The sequence below is a fragment of the Bacteroidales bacterium genome (genome assembly GCA_013314715.1).
Lineage (GTDB): Bacteria > Bacteroidota > Bacteroidia > Bacteroidales > GWA2-32-17 > Ch61.
Genome location: JABUFC010000046.1, coordinates 1 through 23,216 on the forward strand (window position 1 = coordinate 1; position 23,216 = coordinate 23,216).

The 23,216-nt window shown below is 33.7% G+C and carries 20 protein-coding genes and 1 other RNA gene; 3 read left to right on the top strand and 18 right to left on the bottom strand.

What is annotated here, in order from left to right; genetic code table 11:
* Nucleotides 1-768: 768 nt before the first annotated feature.
* The 18 genes from HPY79_10165 to HPY79_10250 form a co-directional block, all read right to left on the bottom strand.
* The gene (locus tag HPY79_10165; GenBank protein NSW46164.1) at nt 769-1,548 is read right to left on the bottom strand and encodes a phosphosulfolactate synthase; all 780 of its coding nucleotides are present in this window, start codon (nt 1,546-1,548) and stop codon (nt 769-771) included.
* Nucleotides 1,549-1,557: 9 nt separating this feature from the next.
* Nucleotides 1,558-3,096, bottom strand: a complete 1,539-nt coding sequence (locus HPY79_10170) for a tetratricopeptide repeat protein (GenBank protein NSW46165.1) — start codon at nt 3,094-3,096, stop codon at nt 1,558-1,560.
* A 137-nt stretch (nt 3,097-3,233) separates the two neighbouring features.
* The gene (locus HPY79_10175) at nt 3,234-4,571 is read right to left on the bottom strand and encodes a methionine adenosyltransferase (GenBank protein ID NSW46166.1); all 1,338 of its coding nucleotides are present in this window, start codon (nt 4,569-4,571) and stop codon (nt 3,234-3,236) included.
* 28 nt (nt 4,572-4,599) lie between these two features.
* On the bottom strand, nt 4,600-5,232 hold the full coding sequence (locus HPY79_10180; protein ID NSW46167.1) for a hypothetical protein: 633 nt from the start codon (nt 5,230-5,232) through the stop codon (nt 4,600-4,602).
* A 47-nt stretch (nt 5,233-5,279) separates the two neighbouring features.
* On the bottom strand, nt 5,280-6,008 hold the full coding sequence (locus HPY79_10185; protein ID NSW46168.1) for an SOS response-associated peptidase: 729 nt from the start codon (nt 6,006-6,008) through the stop codon (nt 5,280-5,282).
* Nucleotides 6,009-6,011: 3 nt separating this feature from the next.
* On the bottom strand, nt 6,012-6,404 hold the full coding sequence (locus HPY79_10190; protein ID NSW46169.1) for a hypothetical protein: 393 nt from the start codon (nt 6,402-6,404) through the stop codon (nt 6,012-6,014).
* Entirely contained in the window at nt 6,401-7,552 is a 1,152-nt protein-coding gene (locus tag HPY79_10195) for a glycosyltransferase (protein NSW46170.1), read from the bottom strand. The genes HPY79_10190 and HPY79_10195 overlap by 4 nt, the downstream gene beginning before the upstream one ends.
* A gap of 11 nt (nt 7,553-7,563) precedes the next feature.
* Nucleotides 7,564-8,127: a ribosome recycling factor gene (gene frr / locus HPY79_10200; protein ID NSW46171.1), complete on the bottom strand. Its 564-nt coding sequence runs from the start codon at nt 8,125-8,127 to the stop codon at nt 7,564-7,566.
* Between the two features lie 629 nt (nt 8,128-8,756).
* A complete protein-coding gene (locus HPY79_10205; GenBank protein NSW46172.1) occupies nt 8,757-9,356 on the bottom strand; it encodes a DUF3575 domain-containing protein in 600 nt (199 codons plus the stop codon).
* A 3-nt stretch (nt 9,357-9,359) separates the two neighbouring features.
* Complete coding sequence (locus HPY79_10210) at nt 9,360-10,220, bottom strand: PCMD domain-containing protein (protein ID NSW46173.1); 861 nt, start codon at nt 10,218-10,220, stop codon at nt 9,360-9,362.
* Between the two features lie 132 nt (nt 10,221-10,352).
* Nucleotides 10,353-11,414 (bottom strand): mannose-1-phosphate guanylyltransferase, encoded by a 1,062-nt coding sequence (locus HPY79_10215; GenBank protein ID NSW46174.1) that lies wholly within the window; start codon nt 11,412-11,414, stop codon nt 10,353-10,355.
* 76 nt (nt 11,415-11,490) lie between these two features.
* Nucleotides 11,491-12,453, bottom strand: a complete 963-nt coding sequence (locus HPY79_10220) for a hypothetical protein (protein NSW46175.1) — start codon at nt 12,451-12,453, stop codon at nt 11,491-11,493.
* Between the two features lie 2 nt (nt 12,454-12,455).
* Nucleotides 12,456-13,745: a phosphoribosylamine--glycine ligase gene (gene purD / locus HPY79_10225; protein NSW46176.1), complete on the bottom strand. Its 1,290-nt coding sequence runs from the start codon at nt 13,743-13,745 to the stop codon at nt 12,456-12,458.
* A 6-nt stretch (nt 13,746-13,751) separates the two neighbouring features.
* Nucleotides 13,752-14,864, bottom strand: a complete 1,113-nt coding sequence (locus tag HPY79_10230) for a hypothetical protein (protein NSW46177.1) — start codon at nt 14,862-14,864, stop codon at nt 13,752-13,754.
* Entirely contained in the window at nt 14,822-16,114 is a 1,293-nt protein-coding gene (locus HPY79_10235; GenBank protein ID NSW46178.1) for a hypothetical protein, read from the bottom strand. The genes HPY79_10230 and HPY79_10235 overlap by 43 nt, the downstream gene beginning before the upstream one ends.
* A gap of 18 nt (nt 16,115-16,132) precedes the next feature.
* Nucleotides 16,133-17,245 carry an SPFH domain-containing protein gene (locus HPY79_10240; GenBank protein ID NSW46179.1) on the bottom strand — a complete coding sequence of 371 codons (1,113 nt, stop codon included), beginning with the start codon at nt 17,243-17,245 and terminating at the stop codon, nt 16,133-16,135.
* A gap of 12 nt (nt 17,246-17,257) precedes the next feature.
* Entirely contained in the window at nt 17,258-18,433 is a 1,176-nt protein-coding gene (locus HPY79_10245; protein NSW46180.1) for a peptide deformylase, read from the bottom strand.
* 407 nt (nt 18,434-18,840) lie between these two features.
* Nucleotides 18,841-19,188 (bottom strand): heavy-metal-associated domain-containing protein, encoded by a 348-nt coding sequence (locus HPY79_10250; protein NSW46181.1) that lies wholly within the window; start codon nt 19,186-19,188, stop codon nt 18,841-18,843.
* Between the two features lie 51 nt (nt 19,189-19,239).
* Between HPY79_10250 and HPY79_10255 the strand changes: the two genes are divergently transcribed.
* The 3 genes from HPY79_10255 to HPY79_10265 all read left to right on the top strand — a co-directional run.
* On the top strand, nt 19,240-20,100 hold the full coding sequence (locus HPY79_10255; GenBank protein NSW46182.1) for a hypothetical protein: 861 nt from the start codon (nt 19,240-19,242) through the stop codon (nt 20,098-20,100).
* Nucleotides 20,101-20,105: 5 nt separating this feature from the next.
* An RNA gene (rnpB, locus tag HPY79_10260) (RNase P RNA component class A) lies at nt 20,106-20,476 on the top strand.
* A gap of 222 nt (nt 20,477-20,698) precedes the next feature.
* A partial coding sequence (locus HPY79_10265; protein NSW46183.1) for a SprB repeat-containing protein occupies nt 20,699-23,216 on the top strand: 2,518 nt, incomplete at its 3' end.

The following is a 23,216-nucleotide window of genomic DNA, read 5'->3' on the forward strand; positions in this document are numbered from 1 at the left end:
GTCTTAATCCTTGCGAAGTTCTTCCAAACAACGTTAGTTGTTGGTAGAATTTTAATGGACTATGCACGACGACACCCACATTTCCAAATTTCCTAATTTCCACATTACCACGTCTTAATCCTTGCGAAGTTCTTCCAAACAACGTTAGTTGTTGGTAGAATTTTAATGGACAATGTACTACGACAACGATGAAGAGTTTATTTCAATAACCTTTGGCGGAAAGTCTTAATCCTTGTTTTTCCTATTGTAGCAAAAGGATTCGTCCGAATGCCAACTACAAAAACCACTGCTCAGGAATTTAGTTCGCTTTTGCTCCTAAATTCCTATTCGGAACGAAAATGGACAATGTACTACGACAAGATGAAAAATTGTATATAAATTTACAAGGCGACTTGTCTTAATCCTTGTTTTTCCTATTGTAGCAAAAGGATTCGTCCGAATGCCAACTACAAAAACCACTACTCAGGAATTTAGTTCGCTTTGGCTCCTAAATTCCTTTTCGGAACGAAAATGGACAATGTACTACGACAGCAGATTTTTAATGATTTGATAATCAGTATCGTTTAAGAAAATTTAAGTTAAAATTAACATTTGTTAACATTTCAACACCCTGCACGCATTTAGCGATTTTAACACTTTTTTAACATTTCAACAATTTGCAATAATGTCGTTTTAACAAATTTTTAACATTTATTAACGAATTTTAATAATCACAATCGGTCAAAGAACTTGGTACAAATATATAATTATTTTTTTGAAAAAAAAAAATTAATCATCGGGGTGGAGTTCTTCGGGCAAAAATTGGTAAAAGGTGTCGCCTCGTAACCCCAATCGAATGGTTTCGAGCGAAATGATTTCGGCAGGTGCTATGTTTCCTAAATTAACGTTAGGACCAAGCAAACGAACAAACCAAACTTGCTGCGATTTGTTGGGTGCTTCCCAAATGATTTTATCACCATCAATTGCCGATAGTATTTTATTGATAAGTACCACATGGGCGCTTCCGTTGGAGCGATAAATGCCTACATTGCCGCTTTCGCGTGCTTCGGCTATCACTTTGAATGCACCTGCTTCAAGTTCTTTTTTCATCATTTTTATCCATTTGGCTGGAGTAATAATAATGCTTTCTTCTTTTGAACCAACTTCAGAAAGCACAGTATATTGTTTTGAAAGTTGATAAATATATTCGCATTTTTTATTATGTTCGAGTACCATTGAGCCATCGGATACTTCGACTAAATCGAGCTGGTGTTCGTCGACAAAACGGCGGTATTCGTCGAACATATTACGAATAAGAAAAGCTTCGAATAGCGTACCTCCAAAATAAGGGCGAATACCACACGAACGGTATATTTTTATTTTTTCTTTAATATTTTTAGAAACAAGCGAAGTTCCAAAGCCAAATTTAACAAAATCGACATAGTCGCCGCCTATTTCGCAAAGGTTAGCCGCTTCTTGTGTACTCAAGCCTTTATCCATAATCATGGCTAATCCCTTATCTCTAGGTTTTTGGGTGCGTTCAGGTATAAATGGTAATTTAAAATTCATAAATTATATTTATTTTTTATCGTGCAAATTTAATAAGCCTTTAAATAATTTATCATTTTTTGCTTGAGGAAATGTTTCCAAAAATATTGATATATAACTGGGGTCTTTAACAACAGCCTGACTTAAAAATTGATAAGCATCGGCTCTACGGTCTTCGAGTAAATATAAACCGGCCAAACGATATTGAATACGAACATTTTCTTCTACCTGGTTAAGGGCTTTTTCTAGTACAACAATGCTTTTATTTATGTTGCCTTTGGCTTGATAAATTTCGGATTGTAACAAAATATAATCTACTTCGTCGGGAATTTGCGATAAGGCTTTATTTATGTATATAAGAGCTTTATGATAATTTCTTTGATGATACATTAAATCGGCAAGATTAAAGTTAAGTTCAGGATCCTCGTTGTTAACTTTTTGTGCTAAAAACAAATAATGATGAGCCATATCGTAATCGTGTAGCATTAAGAAAAGTCCACCCAAGTTAACCAATGCTTGTATGTTTTCGGGGTTGCTTTCGTACGATTTTAAATAATAGGCTGTTGCATTTAAGTAATCGTTAAGATTTTCGTAACATTTACCAATATTTAGAAACACTTCCGACTCGTCGCCTAAATCTAATTCGATAATGGTTAAATATACTTCGAGCGATTTTTCATATTTTTTTAAATAATAAAGTATGGTTGCATAGGTATAAAGTGCTTGAGGGTGTTCGGGAAATATAGCAATGGCGTATTCAACACTTTCGAGTGCTTCTTCGTATTTCTTGGCTCTTATTTGTAAAATAGCTAAAATCACCCAATATTCGACACTGTAAGGGAATATTTGAATCGCTTTTTCGATATATTTTATGCTTTTGTTTAGCTTGTTTTGTAACGAATTGCATAACGCGATATTTTCGAGCCAGTAGGCTTTTGAATTTTTTTCCTTATCGGAAACCGTTATATTTAATAAAATAGATTCGATAAAATCGATTTTATATTTATCTTTTTTTCTAAGTTTTTTTTCGACAATGAAAGGTTGCTCAAAATCGTTTTTAACAAATTCGATTTGTAATATATCGTTGAGTTGAAATATAATATGAACGTATGGGTTGAATTCTAATCCCTCGTCATCGTGTTCATCGTTATCAAATATATTATCATTTTGCTCAATTTCAGTTAATAATTGTAAAGATAGTTGATGATATTTTTGGGCTTTGGCGATATTGCCTAATTCGATGTGGCAAAGTGCAATATAAATAACGGCCATAATATTGTCTCGGTCGTATATATAAGCATTTTTTAAAGTTTGAATAGCTTCGTTGAATCGTTTTCGTCTATATAAAAAATAACCTTTTTTTAACAAAATTTCACTCGATGTGGGATATAAATAAATGCCCCACTCAATGGCCTTTTCGGCATAGTTATTTTTTCCTTCATTAAAGTAATAATCAATTAAAAATTCGTACACTTCAACTGGAGCATATAAGTGCGTATCTTTTTTAACGGCTTCTCTAAAGCTCTGATCCCAACTATCGATATCAAATTCTAAAAAATCTTCAAACATAAATATAAATTCACTTTTACAAAGTTAATGCAAATACCCCAATTTTGAAAAAATAGTTATGAACAAAAAAGGGTGTAATATGCTAGATATTAAAAAATATTTTTTATATCTTTTGTATCAATATTTGCAAAAGTGCTTTATTTAATTTTAAATGCTTTTTTAAATGTATCAACGTAGTCGAGTTTTTCCCAGGTAAAGAATTCTATTTCTTTTTTTATTTTTTTGTTATAACAATTTTTTTCAATTCCGTTACCGTTTGGGATTGTAATTTCTACTTTTTTCTTGTAAGGTTCGCGTCCAAAATGTCCGTATGCAGCAGTAGGTTCGTATATTGGATTTTTTAGTCCAAGATGCTTAATGATTGCATAAGGTCGCATGTCGTATATTTCTTGAATTTTGCGTGCAATTTCGCCATCGCTTAAAGTTTTTCCTTTGGCATCTTTAACTTTGGCTGTGCCATAAGTATTAACATAAAATCCGACGGGTTGTGCTACTCCAATAGCATAAGCAACTTGTACCAATACTTCGTCGCAGATACCAGCAGCAACCATATTTTTAGCTACATGACGCATAGCATATGCAGCCGATCGGTCAACTTTGGATGGGTCTTTGCCCGAAAAAGCTCCACCACCATGAGCACCACGCCCACCATAGGTATCGACAATAATTTTTCGGCCTGTTAATCCTGTATCGCCATGAGGTCCACCAATGATAAATAAACCGGTTGGGTTTACATGTAATTTATATTTAAAATCGAATAATTTTTGAACTTTTTTGGGCAGTTGTTTTTTTACTCGTGGAATAAGTATTTCTTGAACATCTTTGTATATGGTATCGTGCATTTTCTTCTCGGCGGCTTTACGTGCTTTTTCGGTATTGTTTTCGGGTTTAACAAATTCATCGTGTTGGGTCGAAATTACAATGGTATCAATACGTTTAGGATTACCATTATCGTCGTATTCGACAGTAACTTGCGATTTGGAGTCGGGGCGTAAATAGAGCATCTGTTTTCCTTCTCGGCGAATAGCGGCTAACTCTTGTACAAACATATGTGCCAGTTCAATGGGCATGGGCATAAAATTTTCCATTTCGCGGCAAGCATAGCCAAACATCATTCCTTGATCGCCTGCGCCTTGTTCTTCGGGATTTTTACGAACTACTCCCTGGCGAATATCGGGCGATTGTTCGTGTATAGAGCTTATTACACCACAACTATTGCCATCGAACATATATTCGGCTTTGGTATAACCGATTCTATTTACAACTCGGCGTGCTACTTCTTGCACATCGACATACCCTTCGGTTCGTACTTCACCAGCTAATACAACCAAGCCAGTTGTTACTAATGTTTCGCAAGCTACTTTCGACTCACTATCAACCGTTAAGAAAGCATCTAATAATGCATCGGAAATTTGATCGGCCACTTTATCGGGATGACCTTCGGATACAGATTCTGAAGTAAATAAATAACTCATATTTGTTTTTTTTGCAAAAATAATATTTTTAAATTCGAAATCCTATGTTAAAACCTAAAAGTATTTTTATAGCATTATCAAAAGGTACAAAGTCGCCTCTATTTAATTTTTGGGTATTGCTATAGGGAAGATTGCTTTGCCAAGTAATATCGCGATAACCCATGCCATAAAAAAAATCGAAGGTATAGTTATTTACAGTGTGCTGGTATCCAAATTTTAAGGCAATATATTGATAAGTAGCATTTATGCCCTGTGCTCTCATTTTAAAATAATAATTGGTAATATAAGCTTTTGAATAGGAAGCATTAGCAGCTGTATAAAAACCTTCAAAAGGTGAAGTGCCCTTTTTACGAGCCAAAAAATAATATTTATATTCGGCCTGAAAACGATATCCGTTAATTTTTATTTCGTCGTTATAGCTCATAGCGGCTTCGGCTAAATAAACATATGGCGATTTACCAAGATAAGCAGCCATAATTTGTATAGTAGAAAAAGTGGCAATAGGTTTTTCGAATCCTAAGCGATATTCGGCTGTATATAAAATAGGACCTTGAAATATTGTAAATGGATTGGTTTTAATATTTAAGATGTAGGTTTTATGTTGTTCAAATGAATCGTTCCATTGGGCATAGGTAGGTGTTATGAAAATAAAATTTATCAAGCATAAAAATACGTTTATATAGTTTTTTTTGTGTTTTATGTTGGAATTCATTGTTTATTCTTTAATTCTTCGTAATAATATGGTTCTAAAACTGTGGGTATATTGCGGTTTTCTTTAATTGAACTTACTACAGGTGCAACGGTATAGGCATGGAGTATGCCCTCATTGATGGGTTTAATGAGGTTTTCGATATGTTGTTTAGATGTATTCTCATCGAGCCACGAATAAAGATGTTGTTCGGGCAGAATTAATGGCATGCGTTTTTTTTGGTTATGAATTTTTTCCATCAAACGATTAGCTGGTGTTGTTATAATACTAAAGCTATGTTTTTTTTCTCCAGTTTGATAATCAATCGATTCATTGTAAATACAACCTAAATGCAAATATTTATGTTCAATATGTTCAATAAAATAAGGGTATTTTTTTCCATTATAGAAACGCCACTCATAAAATCCTCGCACCCCTAATACACAACGTTGTTTTTTAATAGCATCTCTGAACGATGGTTTTTCAAAAATAGTTTCGCCCATAGCATTAAGTGTTTTGCTACGAATGTCATTCGCATTTTTTGCCCAAGAAGGTATAAGTCCCCACGATGACATCACAATGCTATGGTAAGTTACAATTGGCAAAACGGGAAATTGAAATCCGCTAACAAAGTAATAAAGATTGAATGAACATATTTGGTTGGTATTGATTTTTTTGTTCAATAATATGCTATATTGCTCAGCATATTTTTGTGGACTTGTTTCAATAAAAGAAATACTAAAACACATATTTTAATATAAAACTTCGAATAACTTTTGGGTAATTTTTTTATTGAGTTTAATATTGTATAGTCCTAAAATGTTTTCATTTTTTTTAATCTTGTTAATGATTTCTTTTTTTTTAGCTTCGTCAATAGAACTGTGAGTTAAAATTAATAAATAATCGAATACCTGTTCTTTCAAAAAATCAATATTCGTATTTTTTAAAAGAAATAAGTTACAGCTTTCATTTTTAAACGAATAAACATAGTATTCTGATTTTTCTTCTTTAGTATAAGGTAGTTGGCAATTTTCGGCTATAAGCTTCACTAAAACGTGCATAGGTTTTTGCGATAAAATAGACCAAATATCAATTTGCGTGATGGTATTTTGCGAAACAATTCGATGTGTTTTTTTAGCTTTCATGTTTTATTCCATTTTCTATTTTTCCAAATAACAGGTCTAAAAGCCGCTATTGCAGCTATTGTGCTAATATAAACAAAGTAAATTAAAGAAACAAATGGATAATATAAATACCAACGTCGATGTAAGTGAATAAACTTTTGCCCTATGAGAAATAGAGGTAAATCGATTAACATTTTAATTATGAAAAACAAAAATATAAAAAGTAACATGGGTGTATGAAATATAGAAAAAATAATACCGACAAACAAATAAAAATGAATTAAAAAGATAAGCCAACTTGTAAAGACTGCCATATTGTTTTTAAAATATTTGGCTTTCGATGCCCAACGTAAACGTTGCCTCAAAAATTCATTTAAATTATTTGATGGTTTTATGTTTACTACCGACGATGGATTTAAATTTAAATAGACTTTACCTTGTTGTTTTATATGTTCGTGAAGCATAAAAACATCGTCGCCCGAAGGGATAGCCATATTCATTTTTTGTGTATAGTATAATGCTCTTATTTTAGGCATAGCCATATTAGCGCCATTGCAAATAAAAGCTTTTTGAGCAATAGTAGAAGCCATGGTAATAAATTGCATGGCTGCAAAATCGAGTTGTTGAAAAACATAAAAAAATCGATTGGAGTTTATTTTTATTTGTACCGGTGCAATTATCATAGCATCGCTATCAAAAAAATTTAAGTACGATACTAACCAATCGTTTTTTAATTCTACATCGGCATCGGTAAAAACAACCCACTCAGCACTACACATCGACAATCCATATTTAATAGCGTTTTTTTTACCAGCAAGTTCATTTGGTAGCTCATAACATTTAATTCTATTATCTTTGAATTTTGATATAATATTTTTTGTTTTATCGGTCGAATGGTCGTTTATTAAAATAAGTTCAAAGTTTTTATATGATTGTTGGAGTATTTGAAAAATAAATGGTTGAATATTTTCCTCTTCGTTTCGTATGGCAACTAATACAGAAACTTTTTTTGCACTAAAATGCTTAAAGGGTTTTAAATAAAAACATTGGTATAAATAATATACATTCCACCCAATAAAACAGAGGTAAGCAGTAAATAAAAATAATCCTATAATTAAAAATATGTTCAGCTTTTTTTTTTCGTAAAAATACGAAAAAAGTTTATTCAAGCCTTATAGTATTAGATAGTAAGTATTTCTTTTTCTTTAAGTGCTAAAATATCGTCAACCTTAGCAATAAATTGGTCGGTAGCTTTTTGTATTTTTTCTTCGGCTTCTTTAATTTCATCTTCGGCAACTCCATCTTTTTTAAGTTGCTTTAATTCTTCGTTAGCATCGCGGCGAGCGTTACGAATACTAATTTTTGCTGTTTCGCCTTCGTTTTTTACTTGTTTTACCAGTTGTTTACGACGTTCTTCGCTTAATGGAGGAACAATAATACGTAAAATTTCGCCATTATTTTGTGGATTAAATCCTAAATTCGATGCCTGAATAGCTTTTTCGATTGGTTCAAGCATGCTTTTATCCCAAGGCTGAACAATAATAGAACGAGGATCGGGAGCTGCAACATTGGCTACTTGATTTAAAGGTGTTTTTGCACCATAATAATCGACATAAATACCATCTAACATAATAGGCGAAGCTTTTCCAGCACGTATCTTAAGCAACTCCGATTCAAGATGCTTAATTACCTTTTCCATTTGTTCTTTTGCGGAATCGAGGCAAAACTGAACTTCTTCTGTCATAATTCATTTATTTTATGGCAAAATTAGTTATTTTTTAATTATCTTACAATACACAAAGGTCTTAGTTCTTTTAATTTATCGAAATCTTGATGAATAAAAGCTTTTTTTTCGAGATCCAGCTTTTTCTCGTCATTCTGTGCTTGTCGAATTCCTCGTCATTCTGAGCTTGTCGAAGAATGACCCCAATGCTCATTAAGGTTGTGTGTACAGTAATACCTCGACAGGCTCGGTATGACGATGAGTGTAAGGCTGATTACTCTAAAAATATTACTATTTTTATTAGCTTGGTTGAATATTTTTATTCATTGTACATGGGTTGAAATAAGATTGATATAAGACCTTTATAAAGCTCTTATTTGTCATTGCCATCCCTTCTCGTCATTACGAATGAAGGATTGGCATGGTGTTTTGATCCCGAAAAATCGGGAGAAGCAATATTCCCGATGCTCGTTAAAATTGTGTTGTGTGTGGGGTGAAGATTGCTTCTTCTTCTCTTTTTTAAGAGAAGAATTGCAATGACGGTAAGGGGATGCGTTCGCTCGCTTGCCATGACGTGAGAGTTACACATTGCTTCTATTTTATCATTTAGATTGTTCTAATATAATAGATAAAAAGCAATATAATACATTTTAAAAGGAATAACCAATAGATAAGCCTAGCTTAATTTTGGTACCAGTATTTTTGGGACCTGTAAAACTAACTAAAAAGCCACCTTTTGCTACATTATTATCGTAGTTGCTATTACGAATGTATTCTGTATATCCAGGCCCTACGTAAAAATCGAATACAAATCCATTTTTTAAAAACCATTGCGAACCAAATATAACTCCACCACCCTTACCCTTTACAGAACCATTTATAGGATTACTGTATCTGTCTAATGTAGTATTGTAATACTCTTCATAAGTATAATAACCACCAATAAAAATGGCTACACCCGTAATAGAATCGCTATAAAAATAATGGCGTGCTTGAGGCATTATTACAAAACCATGATTGTTGTATGTAGATTGTCCGGAACCACTTTTATTAGAAATTAAAGTATATGTTCCACCAATTGAAAAATAATTTTTAATAAAAAATCGTTCAACCGAAATGGGTATTGCCGCTGCTGCCCCTCCTAATGGGTTTAATTTAAAAATATTTTTATTATGAAAGTTTTTGGGTTGTGCTGTCAAAACTGTAAACGAAGAAATAAAAATTAACAATAAAAAAGTATACTTTGACATATTTTATTTAACCATTACTTTAGTAATAAAAGAATTATTGCGATTATTCAACTTAACTATATAAAAACCTGAGTTTTCAGTATTAATTTTTATTAGATTATCATTAGTAATGATATGCTTAATTAACTGTCCTATTTCGTTATAAACTTCAATTTTTGATTCTCCTATTAAATCTTGAATAAATATATTTTTTTCGCAACTAAAAACTTTTGCTTGGTAAGCATGTTGAATATTTATATCAAGCGGATATTCAAATGTTAAGTTATCGACATATAAAATACTATTGGGTTGAGGTGCATCTTTATCAGACGATAACATAATAATATTTAAATGTGTAGGAGTATCTTGATAATTTGTGTAATTAAGGGTAACCGTAAAAGGTGTCCATGTTAATGCAGTATTTGTAGTTTTAAAATTACCTTGTGCTAAGGTATCCCAGACATTACCATTTTGTTTAAGCAATAATACGCCAATAAATGCCTGATCGCCATACATGGGTTCATATTGATAATACCCTTTTAAAACACTTGGTTTGTATGTAAACGGATAGCCTCCCTCGATAGTGCTCACAAAAGTAATAATATTGACATTAAAATCACCAAGTGTAGCTAATCCGGGTATAGGTGTTCCGAAAATTGATTTTGATTCAATTTTTATAGACGAACTGCCATATTGAACAATTCCCGTTTCTTTAGAAACACAAAATATTCCTAACGACCCTGTTGTTGAATTAGGAGTATCCCAGTATGTAGGATTCTGATAATTACTTTCGTTATACCATTGTTCAAAATCGCCGTTGGGTACTTGTTGGGCTAAAATAAAATTATACATCAATGTAAATAGAAATAAATAAAAATATTTCATTTGTTTAACGTTTATAAGTTATTAATAATAATGATTATATGTTTTTTTGGGGGGTGATAATATGAATTGATCATAGGTCCATTTCATTTTTTTCAAAGAAAGTAATTTTTATGAAAAAGAATAATGATGTAATTATTTTAGATTAATTTTATTAACAACTGTTTTAATTTCTTGCTCTTGTAATTTATCCGAAATCAGAAGCATATTATTATGTTCTACCACAATAAGGTTCGAAACGCCATTAATAACTGCAATTTTATCGTTAGGAATCTGAATAAAATTATCGCTTGCAAGATTGGTAAATACCATATTGCCTCTAATAATATTATTGTTTTTATCTTTTTTTAAATTTTCAAACAACGATCCCCAAGTGCCCAAATCAGACCAACCAAAATCGGCTTTAATAACATAAACATTATCTGCTTTTTCCATTATACCGTAATCAATAGAAATATTGGGGCATTCGCTGTATATATAAGATAATTTTTCTTCCGTTTTTTGAGCACTTGTATTATATTCTTTAAATAAATGAAAAACTTCGGGTAAGTGTTGCTCGAACGAATTTTCTACCGTTTTGATATTCCATAAAAAAATGCCACTATTCCAGAAAAAATCACCGCTTTTTAAAAAAAACTCTGCCAACTCATAATTGGGTTTTTCGGTAAATGTTTTTACCCTCATAATAATATTTTTGGCTTTGTCGTCGTGGTTAATTTGAATATAACCATACCCTGTTTCTGGCCGATTAGGTTTAATACCAATGGTAAGAAGGGCATCGTTTTGAGCAACAAATTCAATACCTTTTTGAATAATATTAATAAACTTTTGAGTATTTAAAATAAGATGATCGGCTGGAGAAACAACAATATTAGCATTTGCGTTTAATTGTTTAATATACGAATTAGCGTATGCAATACATGGAGCCGTATTTTTTCGCATAGGCTCGAGCAATATATTTGGCTCGGGAATTTCTGGTAATTGTACCTTAACAATATCTTTATATTCCTTATTAGTTACAATAACCATATTTTTGTATGGACATATTTCAAGAAAACGTTCAGCGGTTTCTTGTAAAAAGGTTTTTCCTGTTCCTAAAATATCAAGAAATTGTTTAGGATAATTGCTAGTGCTTAGAGGCCAAAAGCGGCTTCCTATACCGCCAGCCATTATAACAACGTATGTATTATTTTCCATTTTTTTGACCGCAAAGATACAAGAACTTTTTTTAAATTACATGTTTTTTTATGCTATCCTGAAACGCATGTATTTATCACATAATTACAATGATTAAAAAATTTAAAATAATTAAAGCTAAAAGTAATAAAACTGCATGACGTTTAATTTCCAAACTAACTAAAACAATCGATAATGATAATGCAATAAAAACAACAATTATATAATATAATGAAGGTAACGATAAACTAAAAAGAAAAAGCCAAACAATAACTAAAGATATGTGTAACCATAAAAAAAAGCGACGTGTACGTATTTTCTTTAATCCTATTTTTCTATTGATAAATTTAGAAACAGTAAAAAAAGATAATATCAGTAATATCATTAAAGGGTATATGGATGACAAAAATTGAGCATAATTAAAATGCTGAATTTCTGAGTTCCGATTTATTAAGGAAAATACATGTTGATTGCTAATAAAAAACATAATGGCATCCATAAATATAAAAGGAAAAAAATAACTCAATAAAAGCAATATATATTCCTTTATATAAAATGGTCGCATAACGATAATGCTAAAAAACGACAAAAATAAAATAATGGTAAAATCTATGTTTATTAAAGAGATAAGAGCATTTAAGAAACCAATATAAATAATTTCTTCGAATGCTTTTTGTTTATCATATAATGAAATAATAATTTTAATAATTAATAGAAAAAATGGTATTATCAATACCGCTGTAAAATCAAGAAAAGTTGAGGTTAATATATTTATTAGTAATACAAAAACAATAGAGGGCAGCAATAATCCCACATGGTCAGCAAACTCCTTACTAATAGACATCATAATAAATGCAGACGCCAATATTATCAAGTAAATAAGTACAATAGAAGCATAAGTATTTAAGGTAATATCCTTTAAAAAAACAGGCGAAAAACTAAAGTTAATAACCAAAGGATGGTGATTTATAATAGAAGTAATAATAAAACCCCATAAACCTACAACCAAAAAATACCAAAAGTTTAGAGAATTTTGGTTATAAAATAGTTTATTTATCATTTTTATTGAAATTCGTATCCGATATCCTTGCGATAATAAATCCCTTCGTAGTCAACTTTCTGAAGAGAATTATATACTTTATCGAGCGATTCTTTAATGGTTCTACCGCTATCGACCATCATTAAAACCCTTCCACCATGGGTATAAATCTCATTTTGTTTAGCCTCAGTTCCAGCATGAAATACAAGCGAATCGACTTTTTCTAAGCCTTTTATCAATTTGCCTTTTTCATATTTTTCGGGATAACCTTTAGATGCGGCAACCACACAAGTATAAAAATCGTTTTTAATTTTAATCTGTTGTTCATTTAAGTTGCCTTCAAACAAGGCATCTAATATTTCTAATAAATCGTTTTCGATTCTTGGAATCACGACTTCTGTTTCGGGATCGCCCATACGTGCATTGTATTCAATTACATAAGGTTCACCATTGCTTATGAGCAAACCAATAAATATAAAGCCTTTGTAATTTATTTTTTCGTGCAATAGACCATAAACTGTACGATGTACAATCAAATCTTCAATTTTTTTCCGTAAAACATTGTCGATAAAAGGCACCGGCGAAATGGATCCCATGCCACCTGTATTTAAGCCTCTATCACCCTCTCCTATTCTTTTATAATCTTTAGCTTCGGGCAGAATAAGATATTTTTCGCCATCGGTAAGAATAAAAAACGATGCTTCAATTCCTTTCAAAAATTGTTCAATGACCACTGTCTCGCTTGCTTGTCCAAACTTTCCATCAAGCATATCCTGTAGGGCTTGGCATGCTTCGTCGTAATCGTTGATAATAAGTACACCTTTGCCGGCTGCCAAACCATCGGCTTTTAATACATAAGGGGGGTGAAACGTTTTCAAAAATGATTGACCTTCTTTTAAGGTAGCTTTAGTTACAATGTGATATTTAGCTGTCGGAATATTGTACTTGAGCATGAATTGTTTAGCCCACGACTTGCTTCCTTCTAATTTGCCACCTTGCGATAAAGGAGCTACTACTCGGCAATGAATGGTATCGGGATCGGAGGTTAAATAATCGGCTATACCTTTTACAATCGGTTCTTCGGGTCCAACAATAACCATTTCAATCTGATGTTCGACAATGGCTTTTTTGACTGCTTCGAAATCGAGTGGGTTAATGGGTAAATTGGTTCCTAAAGATGCTGTACCTGCATTGCCCGGAGCGATAAATAACTTGTGGAGGCGTTGGCTTTGAGCAACTTTCCATGCAAGCGTGTGTTCGCGAGCACCGGAACCCAGTATTAGCACATTATATGGAATATTAGCTTTTGACATGAAATTCTAATTATTTTGATTTACAAAGTAAATAATAATTCCAACGATAATCAAACCCACCAAAATTGCCAACGTAATTTTTATCCAGCTCCATGGTCGTTCACCTTGCACTTCGCCTGTTTGACCGTTAACCATAAATCGGTATATTTTTTTCTTATATCGGTACGCACTTATCCAAATAGGCAATAATATATGTTTAAAAGTTACATCGTCATGATGAACATTCATGGATAATATTTGTTGATGGTCGCCACCTATGTCTCTTCGTATAGCTTGACGAATAAAATCGTTCATTTTTTCTTTGCCAATTTCAAAGCCTTCTTTTACATCTATCTGGTAAGTTTCGGTTCTAAAACCACTCAAAAACTTTTCGTCAAAAGGTAATAAATCGGTCAAGTTCCAAGGCTCTAATTTATCGGTATATTTTTGTGGAAGCGATTTACTCGCCAATACTAAGATGTCGTCAAAATTAAGATATACCGTTCCACTAACAGGCGTCCAACGAGTACGAACCACGGTGCGGGTTCGGGTTACGGTCTGCCCATTCTCGGTTGTTGTATAAGTTTCGGTAGTAGTATAATCGTCGCCACGCATGCCCGAATACTTTGTCGTTGTTTTGCTATCAAAAGTCCAATAAGGGATATACAATCCTTTAAGTTTTTCTTGCTGGGTTGCATATTTTTTTAAATCGTTAGGCGCAAACCACAATTTGCGTAGCCATGTTTGAAATTGGCTAAAGGCAGCTTTGGCGTCAATTTTAAAAGGCAACACCGACCATGGCTTGATAACGTTTTGTATTTCGGCATTTTTAACTACCAAAACACTTCCACAAAATGGACACAATTCAGAAACAACATTATCTTTAAGTGTGGTTTGTGCTCCGCAGGCGTCGCAACGAACCGTAGATATTTGATGTTTGGGTAAAGTGTCGGCATGTTCAGAAATGAATTTTTCAAAATCCATTTCTTCGATAATGGTCGGTTCAATGTGTATTTCATTTTCGGCACCGCAATATTCACACTTAAGGTGCGATGTTCCGGGAGCAAATACAAGCTTTGCACCGCATTGTTTGCAAGTTACGTCCGCTTGATTGGTTTTAAGTAATTCTTCTTGTTCCATTTGTTTTCTTTATCCGTAAATTGAATGATTAAATATACTATACCTAAAACAATAAGTATCAGGTAACTATTATCTTCATTAAAAACTAAAAAAGCAATGGCAAGAAATGCTATGACAGCTAATGTCCAAGCAATAGCCAGTTTAATCGAACTGTAAGGTCTATCGCCCACCACTTCGCCTGTTGAACCATTAACCAAAAAACGATATAATTTGTTTTTGTATCGAAAAGCACTAATCCAAACAGGTAATAAAACCTCCGCATATTCAATCTTTTCGTTAGAATATTTTAAATCGGTAAAAACAATCTGGTTATCATCGTTCGAAGCTAATTCATCGGTGGTTTTATCTATGGCTTCTCTTAAACCTTCTTCATCGCCATTTAATTGTAGGTGAGCTTGATTAAGAATTTGACGGTATTCTTTTTTCTTAATCTTTCTATTTAATTCATCTTCTACCAACTCATCTAACTTTGAAACACCTAAAGTTTTATCTTTTTCTTCCTTAAATATTTGAAGTAATTCGGAAACAGAAATTTGAGGTGTTTCGGCTATATATCCAATGGTAAATTCTTTTTGAAAAGGTTTCAATTGTTCAAATTGCCATTTATTATCCCAGGGTTCTAACCTTAAAAAATCCCATCCTGCCTTATCTTTGAATTGCCTTGGTATAATATTAGTAGCTAAGATCGCTATGTTTTTAAGTTCTATTTTTCTTTTACCTGAGTAATATTGACCATTTTTACCGCTTTCTTTTCCTTTGTATTCAACATTTGCACTATAATTCATTAAATAATAAGGCAAATAAACACCCTTAAAATTTTCTTGTATTTTAACAAAACGAGTAACATCGTTAGGTGCAAACCGAAGCTTTTTAATCCATTTAGAAAAATTGGCAAATGCTTGTTCGCGTGAGACAATAAATGGAATGACACCTTGCAATTGACGACTTTGTTTCTCGTATAATTTTTTATTGACAATAGAGCTAGCACAAAAAGGGCAAATATCGGTTAAAGCAGTTGAAAAAATAATTTGTGCCCCACACGAATCGCAATTTACATATTGAACTGTTTCATTGCTTGCAAGTGTTTCTGCAGCATTATTATCAAAATCAAGTAACGAAAATTTTTCCTGTTTAACCTCAAATGCAAATTCGCTCTTACATTGCAAACATTTTAATATTGTGGAAGCTGGTTGATACATCAACTTACCTCCACAATTATTACACTTAAAATGATTCTCTATCGACATCATTAGTAATATAAAACAAAACTATGCTTGTGGTGGTATCGGTGGTGGAACAGCCCCGAACAATGTTTGCAATTCTACCACTTTATCGGCTGTTTCCCAATTTGCCATGCCCTGACGCCAAACTAAGGTTTGCTTTGTAATCTGATTTTGAGCAATCATTTGTTTAAGCGCATTTATATCGAATGGTCCGGCTTGCTGACCATTAATCACAGCAAAGAACTGCAATTGCGGTGGTACCGGAGGTGGTGTTTGTTGGTTTTGCTGCTGATTGTTTTGATTGGTATTCATAGCATTGGCCATTTGGTTAGCCATAGCAAAGCCCATTCCCATGCCTAAACCAGCACCGGCTGTTCCCGAAGGATTATTAGCTGCTGCGGTCATCGACTCGGCTGCTTGAAATTGCGTATATTTATTTAAATCGCCTATAATGCCCATACTCGAGCGTTTATCTAAGGCTTCTTCAACATTGGGTGGCAATGAAATATTGGAAATTAAGAACTTGGTCAGTTCTATGCCATATTCCATAAATTCGGGCTTGATTTTATTTTCTAAAAATTTGGAAATCTCATCGTAGTTCGAAGCCATATCCAATACAGGTATTTTAGCTTCGCCTATGGCATCGGTAAACCTTGTTAATACAATATTTTTTAATTGTTCAGCTATTTTTTCAACGGTAAAATTGCCATCGGTTCCCACAATTTCTTTAATAAATAGAACGGGGTCTTTAATACGCATGGCATAATTACCAAAAGCTCGAATACGAATAGGTCCAAATTCCGGATCGCGAAGCATAATAGGATTGGGAGTCCCCCACTTTAAATCGGTAAAGTTTTTAGTATTAAGAAAATATACTTCTGCCTTAAAAGGGCTATTAAAACCGTATTTCCAGCCTTTAAGAGTGGCTAAAATGGGTAAATTTTCGGTAGTAAGGGTGTACATTCCCGGTTGAAATACATCTGCTATTTGTCCTTCGTTAATAAATACGGCTACCTGCGATTCACGAACGGTAAGTTTTGCACCATTTTTAATTTCGTTTTGATAGCGTTCAAAACGATATACCATCGTATCATTAGTTGGATCGAGCCATTCAATGATATCAATAAATTCGCCTTTTAATTTGTCAAAAAGTCCCATAATTATGTAATTTTATTTGTTTTGTATTGATTTTGCAATTCGGTCAATAAATAAAATACCATTTAAATGATCTATTTCATGTTGAAAAATAACTGCTGTAAAATTAGTACTCGAAGTACCTTGAACGACTTCTGTATGATGAGTTCCATCGAGTAAATCGTATTCAATTCCGATTGCAGCCCATCGCAATGTGCGACCAGTGATGCCCGGAACCGATAAGCAGCCATCACCATTAAACAAAACGGTATTGCTGCTGGTCATAACAATTTTCGGGTTCAAATAAACTTCAAATGGTTTTCCCGGTTTATCGAGGCGTTTTACCCAAATGATATTTCGGTTAATACCTACTTGTGGTGCAGCAATACCAACACCTGTTGTGGTGGCTAAAGCTGCTCGCATACGCTTGATTAAGGTCATTAACACAACATCGTTGGAATCGGGACGAACATCAATGCTTTGCTTACGTAATATAAGTGAGTCGGTATAAATGGTCGTTAAAAAGATACGCATAGGAACAGAATCGGCTTGATTCATAATAGAATCAATTTCCTGCCCCGTAAATGCTAAAGGATCGATCGTTACTGGCAAGACTCCGCCACCAAGATGGGTCATGGCATGCTGAACAAGAGCTGCCGTTTGGTTTTCGATCATTTCACTGTGCTTTATCCCTTCTAAGTCATAATATTCAAGAAATATTAAATTATATCGTTCTACACTGGCCGGATAATTATTGGGTAAGGTTAAACAAATTTCCTGAACTATTGATGTGGAATTAGAATGTTGTGTGATTACGGGATTAATCATCACTTCGGTGGGCGTGCCGTTTTTATCGAGTCTTTTAACAATGATAATATTTCTGTTGATACCTATTTCAGGTGCAGCTAAATTTTGATAAGTAGCATATTGAGCATAGGTTTTCAACATTCTTCTAACCAAATAGGTAGTAGTATCGTTTGGCACTTTTACATTTTTTGAAGTCTTTTTTAACACAATTAATTGCTGCGAATCCAAAGCCGAAAAAGGTGTAAAAGCTGTAGAAGAATCGGCTGCATATATCCATGCTTTTTCTTGTGTTGTATAAAATAAACTATCAACAACCTTAGGTTCAATTAAATCGTTTTGCTTTTTGCAATTTAGAAAACTAAATAAAACCAATAATAATGCAAGAATAGGATAAACAACTCTCATAATAAGTAATATCTAAAATGATGTTCAAACTTACAAAATATTTTTGAATAGAGTTGTTTTTTTTAACTTATTTTTTTTAAATATAACCGAATCAAACCCTTTTTATGGTTTTACTGTAACAAGCTCTAATCATTTTAGATCATAATCGATAAGAACTTGATAACAACACCAATAAAATCAGTCATGAAAGATTGCTTATTATAAAAAGAATAAGAATTGGTATGAAGCAAAAAAGAAAAACACGCCTAAAGTCATCAAAAGCAAAAAAAATAAGAGAAGGGACCGCCACAAAACTATTTAGCACAAGAAGGTAACGCTGAAACTGCTTCTTCTACAAATTTGAAGAATAGCAATGACGCAGAAAAAATTAGTTGATGATACCACCAACTATGACGAAGAAAACGATTTTATTCGTGCAATTCCTTATGATTTTCGTGTTCGCCATGATCGTGGCTACATGCTTTATTTATTTTTGCATCTTTAGAAGAAAATTCTGTTAAATAACCTATTTTTTCAATCGCTTTTACTAAGCTTTCTTTATTTTGTTTAGTGGCATCGTAGTGAATCGTAACTATTTTTGTTTCTAACTCGGCAACCACATTCATCACCCCATCGACTTTAACCAATTCTTTTTCAATCAATGCCTTACCATTTGCACAATGAAAAAAAGTTTTGATTTTGATTTCAGATTTTTCTTGAGCAAATAAAAAAACGCTCATCACTAAAAATAAAGCGGTTAAAAATAAATTTTTCATAAAACCAGATTTTGTTGTAAATTTGTGCAAATCTAACTAAATTTTTAGACTATGAAAAATCTTTTTATTCTTTTCGTTTTAACATTTGTTGCTTTTAGTGCTTGTAAAAAAGACAATAAAGACAACACCAATAACAACACAACTCCACTGAGTGATGAGATTGTTGCTGCGAGCGATGATGCTGTTTCAAGCAATATGTTTGATGATGTTTTTAAGCAAGCCAGCCAAGGTGGCAAGAAAATGGACGATAGTCTAAGCGGTAAATCAAGTTTGGGGGCTTTTGCTAATGGTTGTGCTACTATTACCATCACTCCTTTTGACTTAACTACCTGGCCTAAAACCGTTACGGTTGATTTTGGCACTGCCAATTGCTTAGGAACAGATGGGCATTATCGTAGGGGCAAAATAATAATGACCATCACAACATGGTACCGCGACTCTGGCTGTGTAATTACAGTAACACCCCAAAATTATTACGTTAACGATTACAAAATAGAAGGCACCAAAGTAATTACAAACTTAGGACGTAATAGTCAAAACCATCTACATTACAGCGTAGTAGTTACAAATGGAAAAGTAACCGACCCAAGTGGTACTACTTTCAGAACATGGAATAGTACCCGCGAAAACGAATGGATAAATGGCGAAAATACAATTTTTAATCCTTGGGACGATGAATATTTAGTAACAGGATCAGCCAATGGCGTTACACGTACGGGTAAAAATTATACCATGGTTATTACCACTCCCTTAAACGTTTGCACCTGTTGTCGTTGGATTCGCAGCGGACAGCTAACACTCACCGTAGATACACATCAACCTATATACATTGATTATGGTCCAACCGACCAATGCGATAATAAAGCTTCGGTTACCATCAACGGAGTAAATTACGAAGTATTAATGAATTAACAATAATAGCAAAAGGTTCTATCGTTCCGTTGCACCATGCAACGGGGAGGAAAGTCCGGGCAGCATAGAGCATCATGCTTCCTAACGGGAAGTTGTCGTAAGGCAAGGCTCTGTAACAGAAAATAACCGTCTCGTTGCTTGCAACGAGATAAGGGTGAAAAGGTGAGGTAAGAGCTCACCAGTTCTATTGGCGACAATAGAAGCTGTACATCCCATGAGCTGTAAGGTCGTGTATACCGGCAACTAAGGGTTGCTCGCCCAATGTCGGGGGGTAGACCGCTGGAACTCGCTAGCAATAGCGAGTCAAGATAAATGATAGAAGTTCATTTTCATTTGAAAATGAAAACAGAACCCGGCTTATACTTTTGCTACATTTTATATAGCTGTCTCAAAAAAAGGGACAGCTTTTTTTATTTTCTAAATATTTTAGATATAAAATCCATTTTATACCTTGTTTTTATTAACATTTATTAACACTTTGTAACTTATTGAATTACAATTTTAATTTAAATATCATTATGCAAAACTAAGAATTTTTTTTCAAATCATTTGTATTCGTATTTTTTTATTTTTAATTTGTCTAAATAAATTTAAGAATATGGAAAATTTTACTCATAATAATTCAATCTTTAAGACTAAGATTGGTTATAAAATAAGATTCATCATTTTTACAGGAATTTTTCTCTTTGTAAATCTGATATTAACAGCACAGATTGTCCCGACTATTCAACCTTACGGAGGTTTTGAAATAGATGGGGACTTAAAAGCCAATACTCCAACAAACGGAATTGGTGATTGGTTAAGTAATACAGGTTCAGGAGGTTACTTGTTAAATAATAATGGCACTCCCTTAGACCCGTTTAATACCTTATATATAATAGATGATTTTAACGGCAATGATGACATTTACCAATCAAGTAAATTTAATGAAAACCCAAACACATGGGTTTGGACTACAGGTGCTGCTTCAAATAAAAATGATATTAACAAAACTCTTTTCCATTTAGCAACCGATGTCAACAATAACACATGGCTTATTGTAGCGTCAGACAGACTTTCAACAAGCGGTACAAGTTATATTGATTTTGAATTTTTACAAAACACATTGGCAAAAAATCAAAATGGAACTTTTACTTCATTTGGACCCCATAATGGAAGAACTGTCAATGATTTTGTTATTTCAATGGAATATAGCAACGGAGGCTCCAGTGGTATTGTTCGCTTTTATACATGGAAACTGGTAAATTCTGTTTACAAGTATATAGAAGTTACAGTTCCTTCAAACATTGCATTTGCAAAAACTAATTTAAATACAATTCCTGTTGACTTTGGAGCCTTCGGATCAAATCAATACGTTCCATATCAATTTGTAGAAGCAGCCATTAATATTACTGCTTTATTCGGAACTTTCGATCCATGTCTTGGGCTTAACATTAAAACAATAATGGTAAAAACAAAGGCATCCACATCGGAAACAGCATCTTTAGGTGACTTCGTAAATCCTATTCAAACTCAATTAAACATTAATTCAGCTACTATTTCATATGCTAATAATCTTTGTAATACAGGAACTGCTTCAGTAAATATTAATGGAGTACAAGGAGGAACATTTTCAGCCGTTCCTAATAATTTAATAATTAATCCAGTTACAGGTGAAATTGATTTAACAAATTCAGCACCAGGAAGCTATACAATAACATATACATATACAACAAATAATTGTAATAAAACGACCAGTGCTAATGTTACTATAAATCCCTTACCCACTGCTCCTACATCAATAACAGCAAGTGATAATAACATATGCCAGACATACAATCAGCCAATAACTTTAACTGCAAATGGAGGCTCAGGCACTACTTTAGCTTGGTATTTAGGAAGTTGTGGAGATACACTTATAGGAACAGGAAATTCTATTACCATTAGTCCTCCTACTTCAACAACAACTTATTATGTAAGATGGGAAAATAGTTGTGGGGTATCTGCATGCTTAAGCTTAACTCTCAATGTCTTTAATAGCCTCACAGTAAATGTTATTTCGAGTCCTCAGGTTTCTTGCTACAGTGGAAATGATGGACAAATAATCGTTTCAGTAAATGGAGGAACTTCCCCATTCGTATACAGCCTCAACGGTGGAACGGCTCAAAGCTCGAACACATTCAGCGGATTAACAGCCGGAACTTATACCGTTGTGGTTTCAGATGCCAATGGTTGTTCTTATACTTTAAACAATATCATCATTGCTAATCCTACTCAACTTACAGCTACTGCCAATGCAAGTTCGCAAGTTTCGTGTAATAACGCTGCTGACGGATACATCACCATCAACGCTCAAGGCGGAACAGGTGCTTACAGCTACAGCCTCAACGGCGGAACGGCTCAAAGCTCGAACACATTCAGCGGATTAACCGCCGGAACTTATACCGTTGTGGTTTCAGATGCCAATGGTTGTTCTTATACCTTAAATAATATACTAATCAGTAATCCGTCTCAACTCACTGCTACAGCCAATGCTAGTTCGCAAGTTTCGTGTAATAACGCAGCTGACGGATACATCACCATCACCGCACAAGGCGGAACAGGTGCTTACAGCTACAGCCTCAACGGCGGAACGGCTCAAAATTCCAACACATTCACAGGACTAACCGCCGGAACTTATACCGTTGTGGTTTCAGATGCCAATGGTTGTTCTTATACCTTAAATAATATACTAATCAGTAATCCTTCTCAACTCACTGCTACTGCCAATGCAAGTTCGCAAGTTTCGTGTAATAATGCTGCTGACGGATACATCACCATCACCGCACAAGGCGGAACAGGTGCTTACAGCTACAGCCTCAACGGCAGTACGGCTCAAAGCTCGAATACATTCAACGGATTAACCGCCGGAACTTATACCGTTGTGGTTTCAGATGCTAATGGCTGTTCTTATACTTTAAACAATATCATCATTGCTAATCCTGATCAACTTACAGCTACTGCCAATGCAAGTTCGCAAGTTTCGTGTAATAACGCAGCTGACGGACAAATCACCATCACCGCACAAGGCGGAACAGGTGCTTACAGCTACAGCCTCAACGGTGGTACGGCTCAAAGCTCCAATACATTCAGCGGAT